At 71.6% G+C, this 13915-nt stretch carries 12 protein-coding genes; 5 read left to right on the top strand and 7 right to left on the bottom strand.

Going from position 1 to position 13915, the window contains the following annotated elements; genetic code table 11:
* Positions 1 to 133: 133 nt before the first annotated feature.
* Positions 134 to 4012 carry a polarized growth protein Scy gene (gene scy / locus OG841_RS15465; protein ID WP_328643658.1) on the bottom strand — a complete coding sequence of 1293 codons (3879 nt, stop codon included), beginning with the start codon at positions 4010 to 4012 and terminating at the stop codon, positions 134 to 136.
* 232 nt (positions 4013 to 4244) lie between these two features.
* On the bottom strand, positions 4245 to 4685 hold the full coding sequence (gene mce, locus OG841_RS15460) for a methylmalonyl-CoA epimerase (RefSeq protein WP_059192301.1): 441 nt from the start codon (positions 4683 to 4685) through the stop codon (positions 4245 to 4247).
* Positions 4686 to 4833: 148 nt separating this feature from the next.
* On the opposite strand from mce, the gene OG841_RS15455 reads away from it, so the two are divergent.
* The 3 genes from OG841_RS15455 to OG841_RS15445 all read left to right on the top strand — a co-directional run bounded on the left by OG841_RS15455 (position 4834) and on the right by OG841_RS15445 (position 8389).
* Positions 4834 to 6036, top strand: a complete 1203-nt coding sequence (locus OG841_RS15455) for an acetyl-CoA C-acetyltransferase (protein ID WP_328640941.1) — start codon at positions 4834 to 4836, stop codon at positions 6034 to 6036.
* A 49-nt stretch (positions 6037 to 6085) separates the two neighbouring features.
* Positions 6086 to 7042 carry a methylmalonyl Co-A mutase-associated GTPase MeaB gene (meaB, locus tag OG841_RS15450; protein WP_326664231.1) on the top strand — a complete coding sequence of 319 codons (957 nt, stop codon included), beginning with the start codon at positions 6086 to 6088 and terminating at the stop codon, positions 7040 to 7042.
* Between the two features lie 126 nt (positions 7043 to 7168).
* Complete coding sequence (locus OG841_RS15445) at positions 7169 to 8389, top strand: MFS transporter (protein ID WP_371565748.1); 1221 nt, start codon at positions 7169 to 7171, stop codon at positions 8387 to 8389.
* 41 nt (positions 8390 to 8430) lie between these two features.
* Here the strand turns inward: OG841_RS15445 and OG841_RS15440 are convergent, their stop codons facing one another.
* Positions 8431 to 9042, bottom strand: a complete 612-nt coding sequence (locus tag OG841_RS15440; RefSeq protein WP_371565744.1) for a PepSY domain-containing protein — start codon at positions 9040 to 9042, stop codon at positions 8431 to 8433.
* A 125-nt stretch (positions 9043 to 9167) separates the two neighbouring features.
* On the opposite strand from OG841_RS15440, the gene OG841_RS15435 reads away from it, so the two are divergent.
* Positions 9168 to 9836, top strand: coding sequence for a response regulator transcription factor (locus OG841_RS15435; protein WP_371565741.1), 669 nt, complete (start codon positions 9168 to 9170; stop codon positions 9834 to 9836).
* Positions 9833 to 11221: a sensor histidine kinase gene (locus tag OG841_RS15430; protein WP_328640945.1), complete on the top strand. Its 1389-nt coding sequence runs from the start codon at positions 9833 to 9835 to the stop codon at positions 11219 to 11221. Before OG841_RS15435 ends, OG841_RS15430 begins: the two co-directional genes overlap by 4 nt.
* Positions 11222 to 11234: 13 nt before the next feature.
* On the opposite strand, the gene OG841_RS15425 is transcribed toward OG841_RS15430, so the two are convergent.
* The 4 genes from OG841_RS15425 to OG841_RS15410 form a co-directional block, all read right to left on the bottom strand.
* On the bottom strand, positions 11235 to 11711 hold the full coding sequence (locus OG841_RS15425; protein ID WP_280862526.1) for a MarR family winged helix-turn-helix transcriptional regulator: 477 nt from the start codon (positions 11709 to 11711) through the stop codon (positions 11235 to 11237).
* 92 nt (positions 11712 to 11803) lie between these two features.
* The gene (locus OG841_RS15420) at positions 11804 to 12601 is read right to left on the bottom strand and encodes an AIM24 family protein (RefSeq protein ID WP_328640946.1); all 798 of its coding nucleotides are present in this window, start codon (positions 12599 to 12601) and stop codon (positions 11804 to 11806) included.
* On the bottom strand, positions 12598 to 13248 hold the full coding sequence (locus OG841_RS15415) for an AIM24 family protein (RefSeq protein WP_123991690.1): 651 nt from the start codon (positions 13246 to 13248) through the stop codon (positions 12598 to 12600). The genes OG841_RS15420 and OG841_RS15415 overlap by 4 nt, the downstream gene beginning before the upstream one ends.
* A 1-nt stretch (position 13249) precedes the next feature.
* On the bottom strand, positions 13250 to 13882 hold the full coding sequence (locus OG841_RS15410; RefSeq protein WP_266527804.1) for an AIM24 family protein: 633 nt from the start codon (positions 13880 to 13882) through the stop codon (positions 13250 to 13252).
* Positions 13883 to 13915: the final 33 nt, after the last annotated feature.

Here is a 13915-nt window from a genome sequence, read left to right as displayed (position 1 = left end):
CCGAAGCGGTGTGTCATCGAGCGGATACGTGTTTGATCTGGAGAATGACACCCCTTTTGAGTGGCTAACCCTGGGACGGCTTGCCAAAAACTTGGTCAAAGGCCCCAGACGGCACCGGATTCCGACCAGTCGGTCAGCTGTCCGACGGCTTACCCGAACGAGGGGCGCCGACCGCGGCGCCCGCCTTGACGCCGCCGTCCTTGCCCGCCGACGGGGTCTCGAAGGACTCCAATGCCTCCAGGACATCCTGGACACGGGAGATCTCGGTGTTGATGTCCTCACGGCGGCGAACCAGGACCTCGAGCTCCCGCTTGCCCTCCTCGACCGTGCGCTTCGCCTCGCGGATCGCCTCGGCCTTGAGCTCCTCGGCCTCCCGGACCAGGGTGGCCTTCTTCTGCTCGGCCTCCTTGAGCAGCCCCTCGGCCTTCTTGACCGCGGCGATACGCACCTTGCCGGCCTCCGAATTGGCCTCCGAGACCAGCTCCTTGGCCTTCGCCTGGGCCTTGGCGAGCTGCTCCTCCGAGGCCTTGATGAGCGCGTCGCAGCGGTCGCCGGTCGACTTCATGGTCTCCGCGGCCTCACGGCGGGCCCGCTCGTGCAGCGCCTCGATCTCGCCCGTGATCCGGTCGCGCAGCTCCTCCGCACGCTCCCTTATCGCGGTGGCGTCCCGGCGGGCACCGACGAGCAGTTCGTCCGCGTCCGTGCGGGCCTTCTCCACGCGCGCGTTGCCCTCGACCGTGGCCTCCGACACCAGCCGGTCGGCCTCCTTGCGGGCCGCGCCCACCATGGTGTCGGCCTGCCCCTCCGCGTCCGCGGTGGTCTTGAGCGCCTGCTGCTGCGCCTCGCTGAGCAGCTTGTCCGCCTCGGCGGCCGTCTCCGTGATGAGCGTGTCGACCTGCTCGGCCGCCTCCGAACGTCGCTTGTTGGCGTCCTGGCGGGCCTCGTCGAGGGTGCGATCGGCCTCCGCGCGCGCGGAGTTGACCAGTTCCTCGGCCGCGTTCGCCGCGTCCGCCCTGACCCGCTCGGCCTCGGTACGGATCCGCTCGGCGTGCTGCTGGGCCTGCCCGACCGTCGCGGCGGCCTCGGCGCGTAGCCGCTCCGCGTCCCCGGAGGCCTCCCCGATCAGCTGCTCGGCCTTGGCGACCGACTCGGCGCGCACCCGCTCGGCTTCGGCGACCGTCTCCGTCCGCAGCCGGTCGGTGTCGTTGATGGTCTCCTCGGTGAGCCGCTCCGCCTCGCTGCGCGCCTCGGTGATGAGGGTGTCGGCCTGGGTGGCCGCGTCCGAGCGGATGCGGTTGGCGTCCTCCCGGGCGTCCGCCCGGGTACGGGAGGCGTCCTGCTCGGCCTGGGCGACGGCGTCCGAGGCCTCGGTGCGCGCCCGCTGGGCGTACTCGGCCGACTCCGACCTGAGCCGCTCCGCCTCCGCGATCGCCTCCGAGACGGTGCGCTCGGCAAGGGACTTGGCGGCGTCCGTCTCCGCGGTGGCCTCGCGCCGGATCCGGGCCGCGTCCTCGCTGGCCCGCTCCCGCTCGGAGTACGCGTCCGAACGGACCCGGTCGGCCTCCTCCTGAGCCTCGCGCCGGGTACGGTCCGCCACGTGCTCGGCGGCCGAGCGCAGCCCGGTGATCTCCTCCTGCGCCTGCTCGTGCAGCCCGGCGACGGAGTCCCGCACCTGCTGGGCGTGCTGCTCGGCGGCCGACACCATCTCGCCGGCCCGCCGGTCCGCCTCCTCGACCAGCCGTACGGCCTCGGCCTGGGCCTCCTCCACGCGGTTGCGCGCCGAGGCCAGCAGCTCCTCGCTCTGCTCGCGGGCCCGCTCACGCTCCTGGTCGGCCTCCTGGCGCGCCGAGCCGAGATACTCCTCGGCCTCCCGGCGGCGCCGGTTGGCCTCCTCCTGGGCGGCGGCCAGCGTCTCGGACGCCTCGGTGGCGAGCCGCTCCGCAGCGGCCTGCGCCTCCGCCCGGACCCGGTCCGCGGTGTCCTGCGCCTCGGTCTTGAGCCGCTCCGCCTCCGCGGCGGCCTCGGAACGCAGCCGTACGGCGACGGCCTCGCCCTCGGCACGGGAGGCGGACGCGTCGGACGCGGCCTCGGTGCGCAGCCGGTCGGCCTCCGCCTCGGCCTGCTGCTGCAGGGTGCGGATCCGCTCGGCGGCCTCGCCGCGCAGCCGGTCGGTCTCCTCGGCGGCCTCGCGGCGGATCCGCGCGGCCTCCTCACGGGCCTCGGTGAGGGACTGCTCGGCGGCGGCGAGACGCTCCTCGGCCTCGGTGTGCATCCGGGCCAGTTCCTCGGCGGCCTCGGCACGGCGGGTCTCTATGGCCCGCTCGGTCTCCTCGTGCAGCTCGCGCGCGGCACGCTCGGCGTCTGCCTTGATCTCCTCGGACTGCTCGACGGCCTCCTCGCGGTGCCGGTCGGCCTCCTGACGGGTCCGCTGGAGGGTCTCCTCGGCCTGCCGGCGCAGCGTGGTGGCGCGCTCGATGGCCTCGGTGCGGACCTTCTCGCTGTCCGTGGTGGCGGTCTGGCGCAGCTCGTCGGCGTCCGCCTTGGCCTTGGAGAGCAGCTCCTCGGCGGTCTTGGCCGCCTCCTCGATCTGCTGGACGGCCTCCTTGCGGGCCTCCGCGCGGATCTTCTCGCCCTCGGCGACCGCGTCGGCGCGCAGCTGCTCGGCCTCGCCGCGCAGCCGGCGGGCCTCCTCCTGCAGCTCGACCGTCTTGGCGCGGTACTCCTTGGTGTCGTCCTTCGCCGTGCCCTTGAGCTGCTCGGCGATGTCGTGCGCCTCGGCGCGCAGCCGGTCCGCCTCGGTCTCCGCCTCGCGGCGGATCCGCTCGGCCTCCTCGGTGGCGGCCTTGGTGGTCCGCTTCGCGTCCTCCTGCGCCTTGTTGAGGACGTCCTCGGCGGTCTTGGCCGCCTTGGACAGCTGGGTCGCGCTCTCCTCGGCGGTGAGCGTGCGGGCCTTCTCTGCGGCCTCGGTGACGATCTTCTCGGCCTCGGCGCGGGCGTCCGCGACGATCTGCTCGGCGGCCTCCTTGGTCGCCTCGGCCTCCTGGCTGGCCTCGGTGACCAGCCGGGCGACCTGCTCCTTGGCCGTGCGAGTGCGCTGTTCGTTGGCCGACTCCGCGCTCGCGAGCGTCTTCTCGGCTGCCGACTTCGCCTCGGTGAGCACCTTCTCGGCCTCGGCCTGCGCCTTGCGCAGCGCCTCCTCGGCCTCCGTCATCCGCTGTTCGGCGGCCCGGCTGAGCTCGGTGGCCTGGCGGCGGGCGCTGTCCGACTCGGTCGCCGTGGAGCTGCGCAGCTGCTCGGCGTGGTCGGTGGCCTCCTGGGCCTGCGTGGAGGCGGCGTCGAGCAGGCGCTCGGCGTCCGTGCGGGCGCGGCGCAGCAGCTGCTCGGCCTCCGCGCGGGCGGCCTCGGCATCGCTCTGCAGACGCTGGCGGGCCTCGGAGGTGACCCGCTCGGCCTCGGCGCGGGCGGCCGCCATGGCCTGCTCCGCCTCGGCGCGGGACTCCTCCAGGAGCCGTCGGGCCTGCGACTCGCTGCGGGCGCGCAGCTGCTCGGCCCACGCCACGTTCTCGTTGACGTGCGACTCGACGGTCTGCCGGCGCTCGGCCAGCTCCTGGTCGAGCTGCTGACGTCGGGTGACGGCCTCCTGGTGCAGCTCCGCCTGCAGACGCGCGGCCTGCTCGGCGTGCTCCTGGAGGATGCGCTGGGTCTGGGCGCGGACCTGGCTCAGTTCGCGCTCGGCGTCCTGGCGCAACTGGTCGGCCTGGACCTGGGCATTGCGCAGCAACTGTTCGGCCTGGTAGCCGATGTCCCCGCCGCCGAATTCGGGCCGGGACATGAGGGTGCGCCGCGCCTCGTGCAACTTGGCGCGCAGCACCTCGACCTGGTAGCCGAGGTCCTCGGCGTGCTGGATCGCCTTTTCCCGCTCGGTCTTCAGCCGCTCCATCTCGGCCTCGAACCGAGAGAGGTGGTCGACGTCAGCCGCCGGCTCTCGCTCCTGGCGTTCGTAGCCCCGCACTGCGCGGTCCCATCCGTCCCCTGGTCGCAAGTCTCTCCTGACGAGCCCCGTCCATCCGCCGAACGGGGCCCCCGGGGAATGGTGTCAGATCAACGGCGGAGCATGGGCTGCTGCCCGCCGCTCGCCCCCCGAAACCCGGACCCCGGCTCGGTTCTGCCGCCATGGGCAGGACCCGGTCGCCCTGGGAAGAGCGGCGACCGCCCCCAACCCTACCGGCCCATATGTACGAGGGTCAGTGCTCAGGTGACTCAACAGGCGCCGAAGTGACCAGTTCTGTCAGTACGCCGTGGCAATCCTTCGGGTGCAGGAAGGTGATCCGTGACCCCATGGAGCCGCGTCGCGGCTCCTCGTACAGGACGCGTACGCCCTTGTCCTTGATGTCCGCGGCGTCCGCGTCCACGTCCGCCGTACCGAAGGCGATGTGGTGGACACCCTCGCCGTTCTTGTCCAGCCACTTGGCGACGGTCGAGTCGGGGCGGGTCGGCTCCAGAAGCTGCAGGTAGGAGGCGCCGCCGTCGGAGGTTTCGTTGATCTTGAGCATGGCCTCGCGCACGCCCTGCTCCTCGTTGACCTCGGAGTGGAACACCTCGAAGCCGTAGGTGGCCCGGTAGAACTCGACGGTCTTGTCGAGGTCGAAACAGGCGATCCCGATGTGGTCGATTCGCGTCAGCATGGTTTCAGTGCATCGCTCCCGGCATGGTTACGCAACGTGCGCGCGATCACACTGACGGGGCGATGACGGCACGGAGTGCCACTCAGTACATTTTGAGTAAACCCTCGTTCACTCCTCGGCAGTGCAGCCGGTAAGGGGATCGCAGCTCATGTCTGGATCGAACAGCACGACCTCGGTGATCGTCGCGGGCGCCCGTACGCCCATGGGACGGTTGCTGGGCTCGCTGAAGTCCTTCTCCGGAGCCGACCTCGGTGGCTTCGCGATCAAGGCCGCCCTCGACCGTGCGGGGATCGGTGGCGACCAGGTGCAGTACGTCATCATGGGCCAGGTCCTCCAGGCCGGCGCGGGCCAGATCCCGGCCCGCCAGGCCGCGGTCAAGGCCGGCATCCCGATGAACGTCCCGGCGCTGACCATCAACAAGGTGTGCCTCTCGGGCCTCGACGCGATCGCGCTGGCCGACCAGCTGATCCGCGCCGGCGAGTTCGACGTGATCGTCGCGGGTGGTCAGGAGTCCATGACCAACGCCCCCCACCTGCTCCCGAAGTCCCGCGAGGGCTTCAAGTACGGCGCGATCGAGATGCTCGACGCGATGGCCCACGACGGCCTGACCGACCCCTGGGAGAACATCCCCATGGGCCAGTCGACCGAGACGCACAACACCCGCCTCGGCATCCGGCGTCCCGAGCAGGACGAGATCGCCGCCCTGTCCCACCAGCGGGCCGCGGCCGCACAGAAGAACGGCGTCTTCGAGGCCGAGATCACCCCGGTCGAGATCCCGCAGCGCAAGGGCGAGCCGGTCGTCTTCAGCAAGGACGAGGGCATCCGCGCCGACACCACGGCCGAGTCCCTGGGCAAGCTGCGCCCCGCGTTCACCAAGGACGGCACCATCACCGCCGGAACCTCCTCGCAGATCTCGGACGGTGCGGCGGCCGTGGTCGTGATGAGCAAGGCCAAGGCGCAGGAGCTCGGCCTCGAGTGGATCGCCGAGATCGGCGCCCACGGCAATGTGGCCGGCCCGGACAACTCCCTGCAGTCCCAGCCGTCCAACGCGATCCTGCACGCCCTCAAGAAGGAGGGCCTGGAGGTCTCCGACCTCGACCTCATCGAGATCAACGAGGCCTTCGCCGCGGTGGCGGTCCAGTCAATGAAGGATCTCGGCGTATCCACGGATCGGGTGAATGTCAACGGTGGCGCGATCGCCCTGGGCCACCCCATCGGCATGTCCGGCGCCCGGCTCGTCCTGCACCTCGCCCTGGAGCTCAAGCGGCGCGGCGGCGGTGTCGGCGCAGCCGCGCTGTGCGGTGGCGGCGGTCAGGGTGACGCGCTCGTCGTGCGGGTACCCAAGGCCTGAGTCCCCGTACGTTTCGGACGAAGCGCGTTTTCAGGTGAACGGAGCTGTGATGCAGGACGTCTCCACCCTGGTGGCCCAGGCCAGGGAGGGCCGCCCGCGGGCCGTGGCCCGGCTGATCTCCCTGGTGGAGGGGGCGTCCCCGCAGCTCAGGGAGGTCATGGCGACGCTGGCCCCGCTCACGGGCAACGCGTACGTGGTGGGCCTGACGGGCTCGCCGGGGGTGGGCAAGTCGACGTCCACCTCGGCTCTCGTGACCGCCTACCGCAAGCAGGGCAGGCGGGTCGGCGTCCTGGCCGTCGACCCGTCCTCGCCGTTCTCCGGCGGTGCCCTGCTGGGCGACCGGGTGCGCATGTCGGAGCACGCCTCCGACCCCGGTGTCTACATCCGCTCCATGGCGACCCGCGGCCACCTGGGCGGTCTCGCCTGGGCCGCCCCGCAGGCCATCCGGGTCCTGGACGCGGCCGGCTGCGACGTGGTCCTGGTCGAGACGGTCGGCGTCGGCCAGTCCGAGGTGGAGATCGCCGCCCAGGCGGACACGTCCGTGGTGCTGCTGGCCCCCGGGATGGGCGACGGCATCCAGGCCGCCAAGGCCGGAATCCTGGAGATCGGCGACGTGTACGTCGTCAACAAGGCCGACCGTGACGGCGCCGACGCGACCGCCCGCGAGCTCAACCACATGCTGGGCCTGGGCGAGTCCCGCGGCCCCGGCGACTGGCGTCCGCCGATCGTCAAGACGGTCGCCGCCCGCGCCGAGGGCATCGACGAGGTCGTGGAAGCCCTGGAGAAGCACCGCGCCTGGATGGAGGAGCGCGGCGTCCTGGCCGAGCGCCGCCGCACCCGCGCCGCCCACGAGGTCGAGACCATCGCCGTCACCGCCCTGCGCGAACGCATCGGCGACCTCAGGGGCGACCGGCGCCTGGACGCGCTCGCGGAGAGGATCGTCGCCGGCGAACTGGACCCCTACCGCGCGGCGGACGAGCTGGTGGAAGGCCTGACCCGGGGCTGAGCCCCCTGATACGTTGACCGTCATGTTCCTCTCCTTGGCGTAGGGCCGCACCGAGCCACGGTTCGAGCACACCGCTCCCGTGGCTCCTCGGTGTCCCCTCCCACGCCTCCTCCGAGGAACTCACCCGTGTCTGCCTCCTATGCGCAGGTGCTGCGCATTCCGCATGCCCGCCGTACCTTCGCCACCGCCCTGCTCGGCAGGCTGTCGTACGGTGTCGTCCCGCTGTCCGTGATGCTCGCCGTGACCCGCGCCTCGGGCTCGTACGCGGTGGCGGGCGCCGTGATGGCGCTCTTCGGTGCCACCGTCGTCTTCCTGGCGCCCGCGCGGGCCGCCCTGATCGACCGCTTCGGGCCGCCGCGGGCGCTCGTCCCCCTGCTCTCGGCCTACGTCCTGCTGCTCGCCCTGCTCACCGCGGCCGTCTGGCGCCCCGGCGCACCCCCTGTCCTCCTCGGCACGCTCACCGCCCTGGCGGGAGCCTGCGTCCCGCCGCTCGGCCCGACCATGCGGGCGGTGTGGGCACGGCTCGCCCAGGACGACAAGGCGCTGCTCCAGCGGGCGTACAGCCTCGACGGGGTGGCCGAGGAACTGCTCTTCGTCTCGGGCCCGCTGCTGGTGGGCGTCCTCGTCGGGGCCGCCGCGCCGGCCGTCGGGATCGTCGTCGGCGCCGCCCTGATGGTGGCGGGGACGGCCGGCTTCGTACGGTCGCCCGCGGTACGGGCCGTGCGTCCCGCGGGCTCGTCTCCACGACGGGACAGCGGCGGCCGGCGCGTACTGCGGCGCGTCGGCCGTCCCGTCGTGGCCGCCGCGGCCGTGGGCCTCGCGCTCGGTGTGCTCGACCTGCTCGTCGTCGTGTTCGCCGAGCGGCATCATCACGGCGGCGCGAGTGTGGCCTGGGTGCTCGCCGCGCTGTCGGCCGGCAGCGCGGCCGGCGGAATGCTCAACGGCGCGGTGAACTGGCGAACGCCCGCCCCGACCCGGCTGGCGCTTATGACGGGCTGTTTGGGCCTCGCGCTCGTCGGTGCCGGGCTCGCACCGGGCCTCGGCAGCCTCGCCCTGGTCATGGCGGGCGCCGGGTTCTTCGTGTCGCCGGTCCTCACCACCGCGTATCTCATCGCCGACGCGGCGGTCGCCCCCGAGTCCCGCACGCAGGCCGGCGCGTGGGTCAACACGGCCGTGAACGCCGGGAGTACGGGCGGAACGGCCGTGGCGGGAGCGCTGGCCGGGCAGCTGCCGGTGGCCGTGTGTTTCGCGGCGACGGGCGGGGTGGTCGCGGTGACGGCGGTGCTGGTCATGACGAAGGGCGCCCGGGGGAGGGGCGCCCTTCGTGGAGGTGTGGCTGTCCCATGACGGCCGGGTCAGTCCTCGTCGCGGTCCTGAGTGACCTTGCCCTAGTCGGGGGCGACCTTCCACTCGCTGCGCTTGCCGTCCTTGACGGTGTCCGCCGTCCAGACCACGGCGCCGTTGTCGTCGTCGATGCCGACCTCGGTGACCGTGCCCTTCGCGGCGGCGGCCAGCGCGGCCTCGCGGGCGTCGGTCTGCGCGCCCTTCACCGCGGCCAGTTCGGCGCGGTCGTCGCTGTCGTTGTCGTTGTCGTCGTCGGTGTCGCGCTGGGCGCCGAGCACCTTGCCGGAGTCCGGTGCGATCCGCACGTCGTACTCGGTGCCGTCGCCCTTGACGACGGTCACCTCCCACGCGGCGGCGCCGTCGTCGTCCAGATCGGCGGAGACCGCGGTGCCCGGCGTGTGCTTCAGGGCGGCCGCGATCGCCTCGGCCGCGGTGACGCGGCTGTCGGAGAGCGCCCTACCGCCCTCGGTGGCGTCGTCGTCCCGGTCGTCCGCGGAGTCGTCGGCGTCGTCGCGGTCCGTGGCCGCCTCGGCGCTCGTGTTCGTCTGGCGCTGCGTCGCCGTCGCCTCATCGTCGCCCGCGGCGAAGGCCGCGACGGTGCCGCCGGTGGCCAGCGCGGCGGCGGTGAGGGTGGCGATGACGATGTTGCGCTTCATGAGGATTCCTCCAGAGCCGTTCTGCTTCGTTCGCTTTCGACGACAACCAAGCTGCCGGAGGGGAGCTGAAGGGGACCTGAACCCTCCTGAAGGTGTCTTCAGGTTGGGTTTGCCACTCTGTACGGATGCGCCTGCTGATCGTCGAGGACGAACGCCGCCTAGCCCTGTCCCTCGCCAAGGGCCTGACGGCCGAGGGCTACGCCGTCGACGTCGTCCACGACGGCAGGGAGGGGCTGCACCGGGCCACCGAGGGGTCGTACGACCTGGTGATCCTCGACATCATGCTGCCCGGCCTCAACGGCTACCGGGTCTGCGCCGCCCTGCGGGCCGCCGGCCACGAGGTGCCGATCCTGATGCTCACCGCCAAGGACGGCGAGTACGACGAGGCCGAGGGCCTGGACACCGGCGCCGACGACTATCTGACCAAGCCCTTCTCCTACGTCGTCCTGGTCGCCCGGATCAAGGCGCTGTTGCGTCGACGAGGGCAGGGCGGCGGGGCGTCGCCGGTGCTCGAACTCGGTGGGCTGAGGATCGACACCGCCGCCCACCGGGTCTTCCTCGACGGCGACGAAATCACCCTCACCGCCAAGGAGTTCTCGGTCCTCGAGCAACTCGCGGTGCGGGCCGGCGAGGTGGTGTCCAAGGCGCAGATCCTGGAGCACGTCTGGGACTTCGCGTACGACGGCGACCCCAACATCGTCGAGGTGTACGTCAGCACCCTGCGCCGGAAGCTGGACGCGGGCCTCATCCACACGGTCCGCGGTGCCGGGTACCGGCTGGAGGCCGGGAGATGAGGCGGCTGTTCGGCTCGGTCCGGGCGCGGGCCACGCTGGCCGCGACCGCGGTGGTGGCCGTGGCCCTGGTCGCCGCGGGCGCCGTCGTCCTGCTGTCGTTGCGCAGCAACCTCGCGGGCCAGGCGGACACGGCCGCCGACAGCGCCGCCCGCAACGTGGCGACGCAGATCGCGCACGGCGTGCCGTACCGGGAGCTAGACCTGGACGGCGACCATCCGGTCCAGGTGGTCGACCGGGACGGGCGGGTGCTCGCGGTGAGCGAGGACCTGGAGGCGATCAGCGGCACCGGCGCCCCCGACGTCACTCCCGTTTCGAGCCCCGAGGCGGGGCGGGACGACGACGAGGACGACCCCGAGATCGGTGAGGTCGGTGAGGTCACCTGGCACGGGCAGGGCAGGGCCACCGTGGACGGCGAGAGCGTCGCGTACCGGTTCGCCCAGGTCCAGGTCACGGACCGGAGCGACCGAACGGTCCGGGTCTACGCCGGTGCCTCGCTCCAGGCCCAGCAGGACGCGGTGCACACCGCCGCCACGGTCATGCTCATCGGTCTGCCCGTGCTCCTCGCGGTGGTCGCCTGGGTGACCTGGGCGGTCACTCGTCGCGCCCTTCGTCCGGTCGAGGCCATCCGCCAGGAAATGGCGGCGATCACCGCCTCCGAGGACCTCGCCCGCCGCGTCCCGGTGCCCGACACCCACGACGAGGTCGCCCGCCTCGCCCGCACCACCAACGAGACGCTGGCCGCGCTGGAGACCTCCGTCGAGCGCCAGCGCCGGTTCGTCGCCGACGCCTCGCACGAGCTGCGCAGCCCGATCGCCTCGCTGCGCACCCAGCTCGAAGTGGCCGCCGCGCATCCCGAGTTGCTGGACCTGGACGGGGCGGTCGAGGACACGGTACGGCTGCAACACCTCGCGGCGGACCTGTTGTTGCTGGCCCGCCTGGACGCGGGGGAGCGGGGTGCCGGCGCGCAGGTCGACCTGGCGGCGCTGGCCCGGGAGCGGGCCGCCGGGCGGGCCGGGGTGACGGTGCGGGCCGATGCCGTCGAAGTGACGGGGTCCCGGGGGCAGTTGGAGCGCGTGCTCGACAACCTGCTGGACAACGCGGGACGGCACGCGCGGTCGGCGGTCGTGGTGACGGTACGACGGGACGGTGACCGGAGTGCCGTGGTCGAGGTCGGCGACGACGGGGACGGGGTGCCTGCCGGGGACCGGGAGCGGATCTTCGAGCGGTTCGTGCGGCTGGACGAGGCGCGGGCACGGGACGACGGAGGCGCCGGACTCGGTCTCGCCATCGCCCGTGATGTCGCCGCCCGGCACGGTGGGACGCTGACGGTGCGGGACGCGCCGACAGGCGGAGCTCTGTTCGAACTCCGCCTGCCGATCGCCTGATCGGGTCCCGGTGTCAGGGACGCCCTCGCTGCCCCCGCAAGTGCTCCGCGATCGGCTTGAGGGCCTTGTCCAGTTCTGTCAGGGACTCAGCCGGCACGAGGTCGATGAAGTGCCTCCGCACAGACGCCACATGATGGGGCGCGACCTTCTGCATCGTCTCCATGCCGTGCTCGGTCAGGACCGCGTACAGGCCGCGGCGGTCGGACTCGCAGTTCTCGCGCCGGACCAGGTCCGCGTTCTCCATGCGGGTGATCTGGTGCGAGAGCCGGCTCTTGGACTGGAGGGTGGCGGAGGCGAGATCGCTCATCCGCATCCGTACGCCCTCCGACTCGGAGAGATTGACCAGGATCTCGTAGTCGTTCATCGTCAGCCCGAACGGCTGAAGGTCCCTCTCGAGCTGATACGTCAACAGCCTGTTGACCTCCAGGTGGGTGCGCCAGGCGCACTGCTCCGCATCGGTCAGCCAGCGCGTGGCCGTCTCGGTCTCCATGAATGAAGTCTACCTAAAATGTTGAAAGGCGAACTAATGAGGGTGGTGTGACTGTGCGCACGCGTTCGATGTCACACTCCGCAGACTACCGCTCACAGCCCGAAGCGACGCTGGAGGTCCCCCAGCTGTCCGGGAAGGCGCGGTGCCCCCGGCTGCTGCGGATGCCCGGTGGGCGCCCCGTGGCCGCCGGGTACTCCGGCCTGCTGCGGAGTCGCTCCGACGGCCTGCTCGGCCATCAGAACCTCCGTCGACTGGAGCAGTACGGTGCCGGCCCCCACGAACTCGAACTGGTGCTCCTCCCCGGATTCCCCGCCGAGGCCCGTCATCGCACGTAGACCGCCCATCAGACCGGTCATGTAGCCGTGGTCGTAGTGGTGGCACGGTGAGGGACAGTCGGCCCAGCCCACAAGCGCTTGCGGGTCCACCCGGATCGGGGGCTCCATGAACACCACCGGGCCGTTGGAGGCGGCCACGAACTTTCCGGTTCCGATGAGAGTCAGGAAGCCCGGCACGATCGACTGCTTCAACGCGAGACTTGGCTGAAAAGCGAGCAGGTTGCCCGAGCGAATGGTCAGGTTGCCGTCTTCGAGGTCGTACGAATTGACGTCGAAGGCCCGGTCGGCGAGGAGCATCTTGCCCGATCCCTGTGCCACGACCCAGTCGCTCGCGTGCAGAGGCGAATGGAACGACGTACGGATGAGACCGTCGAGACGGCCGTGTCCGATGCCGTTGAAATCCATCTGGCCGTAGTAGGCGATCATCTTCCCCTTCTGCAGGAACCACTGGCTCCCCTTGAGCTCCACGCAGAAGGTGTAGTTGTTGACGTTGTCGTCCGACGGCAGGGTCATCGGGTCGTACACGGTGGGGCCCGCGCCCGGGTAGTGGCTCACAGCTTCTCCTCCGAGGCCTGGACGTACACCGCGCCGTGCCCGCTGAGCTCCAGCTGGAAGGCCTCGCCGGAGCCGCGGCCCACCATGTCGCGCCAGCCGAGCGCCGTCGACAGCTTGTTGCGGACGTCGCCGTGGTGGGCGACGTAGGCCTGCGGGTCGACGTGGACCGGGCGCTGGGGGGTGATGGGGACCTCGAAGACGCCGCCGTGGGCCATGACGGCCACCGAGCCGTGGCCCTTGAGCGTGGTCGTGAAGAGCCCCTGGCCGCTGATCTGGCCGCGCACCATGCCCATGACGCCGCCCTGCGAGCCCATGAACATGGTGCCCTGCTGGAGGGTGCCCTCGAAGGCGAGCAGGCGGTCCGCCTCGACGTACAGGGTGTCGCCGGTGAGGTTGATGACCGTGACGTGGTGGCCGCCGTGCCCGAACAGGACGGTCCCGCTGCCCTCGACGGTCATCAGAGGCGTGTCCTCGTTGGCCACGCGGCGGCCGATCATCGACATGACGCCGCCCTGGCCGCCCTGGATGTTCGGCGTGAAGGACACCTCGCCCTTGTACGCCAGCATCGCGCCGCGCTGGCTGAACAGCCGCTGGCCCGGCAGGACGGTCGCCTCGACCATCTTGGAGTTGATCTCACGGAAGGGCATGTCACACATCCCCCGCGATCGTGTTCCGCTCGCTGGGCTGGACGTACACCAGGCCGTCGCCCTCGAAGCGGATCTGGAAGGCCTCGCCGCCGCCCTCGCCCATGAACGTGCGGAACGTCACACCGGACTGGAAGGACTGGCTGAGGTTGCCCTGGTGGGCGATGTAGGCGCCGGGGTCGACGGTCAGCGGGTACTGGCGGCTGACCCGCAGCACGACCGCCGGGCCGTCCGACATGATCGCGGCCTGGCCGTGTCCCTCGACCGTGGTCGTGAACAGGCCGTTGCCCTGTGAGGCGCCGCGCAGGCCGGTGAAGCTGGTGCCGGTCCTGAGTCCGGCGTCCGTCGCGAGCAGATTGCTCGACTCCACGTACAGCTTGTCCCCCTGGAGGCCGACGAGGTTGATCTCCGAGGCCCGGTCCGCGAACCAGCACGTCCCGTGCCCCGACACCTCCATCACGGTCATCTGCTCGCCGGTGATCCGCCGGGTCACCATCCCCCGGATCCCCTCACCCCCGCCGCTCATCTTCTTGAACGCCATCTGCCCGTCGTACGCGACCATCGAGCCGTTCTTCGCCTTCACGGCGTCCCCGGTCATGTCGACGGCCAGCACCTTGCTGCCTTGAAGTCGGAACATCGCCACGGAGTGAAGGTAGCTGGCGCGAGCCCG

The sequence above is a fragment of the Streptomyces canus genome, assembly GCF_041435015.1.
Taxonomy (GTDB): Bacteria; Actinomycetota; Actinomycetes; order Streptomycetales; family Streptomycetaceae; genus Streptomyces; species Streptomyces canus_G.
The sequence above is the reverse complement of the archived record's forward strand: the minus strand, read 5'-3'. Positions and strand labels throughout refer to the sequence as shown.

Excerpts from the sequence above, each read along its gene's own strand:
- OG841_RS15440 (WP_371565744.1), bottom strand. The coding sequence starts at position 9,042 with ATGAAGCGCAACATCGTCATCGCCACCCTCACCGCCGCCGCGCTGGCC.
- OG841_RS15415 (WP_123991690.1), bottom strand. The coding sequence starts at position 13,248 with ATGCCCTTCCGTGAGATCAACTCCAAGATGGTCGAGGCGACCGTCCTG.
- OG841_RS15435 (WP_371565741.1), top strand. The coding sequence starts at position 9,168 with ATGCGCCTGCTGATCGTCGAGGACGAACGCCGCCTAGCCCTGTCCCTC.
- OG841_RS15410 (WP_266527804.1), bottom strand. The coding sequence starts at position 13,882 with ATGTTCCGACTTCAAGGCAGCAAGGTGCTGGCCGTCGACATGACCGGG.
- meaB (WP_326664231.1), top strand. The coding sequence starts at position 6,086 with ATGCAGGACGTCTCCACCCTGGTGGCCCAGGCCAGGGAGGGCCGCCCG.
- mce (WP_059192301.1), bottom strand. The coding sequence starts at position 4,685 with ATGCTGACGCGAATCGACCACATCGGGATCGCCTGTTTCGACCTCGAC.
- OG841_RS15425 (WP_280862526.1), bottom strand. The coding sequence starts at position 11,711 with ATGGAGACCGAGACGGCCACGCGCTGGCTGACCGATGCGGAGCAGTGC.
- OG841_RS15455 (WP_328640941.1), top strand. The coding sequence starts at position 4,834 with ATGTCTGGATCGAACAGCACGACCTCGGTGATCGTCGCGGGCGCCCGT.
- OG841_RS15430 (WP_328640945.1), top strand. The coding sequence starts at position 9,833 with ATGAGGCGGCTGTTCGGCTCGGTCCGGGCGCGGGCCACGCTGGCCGCG.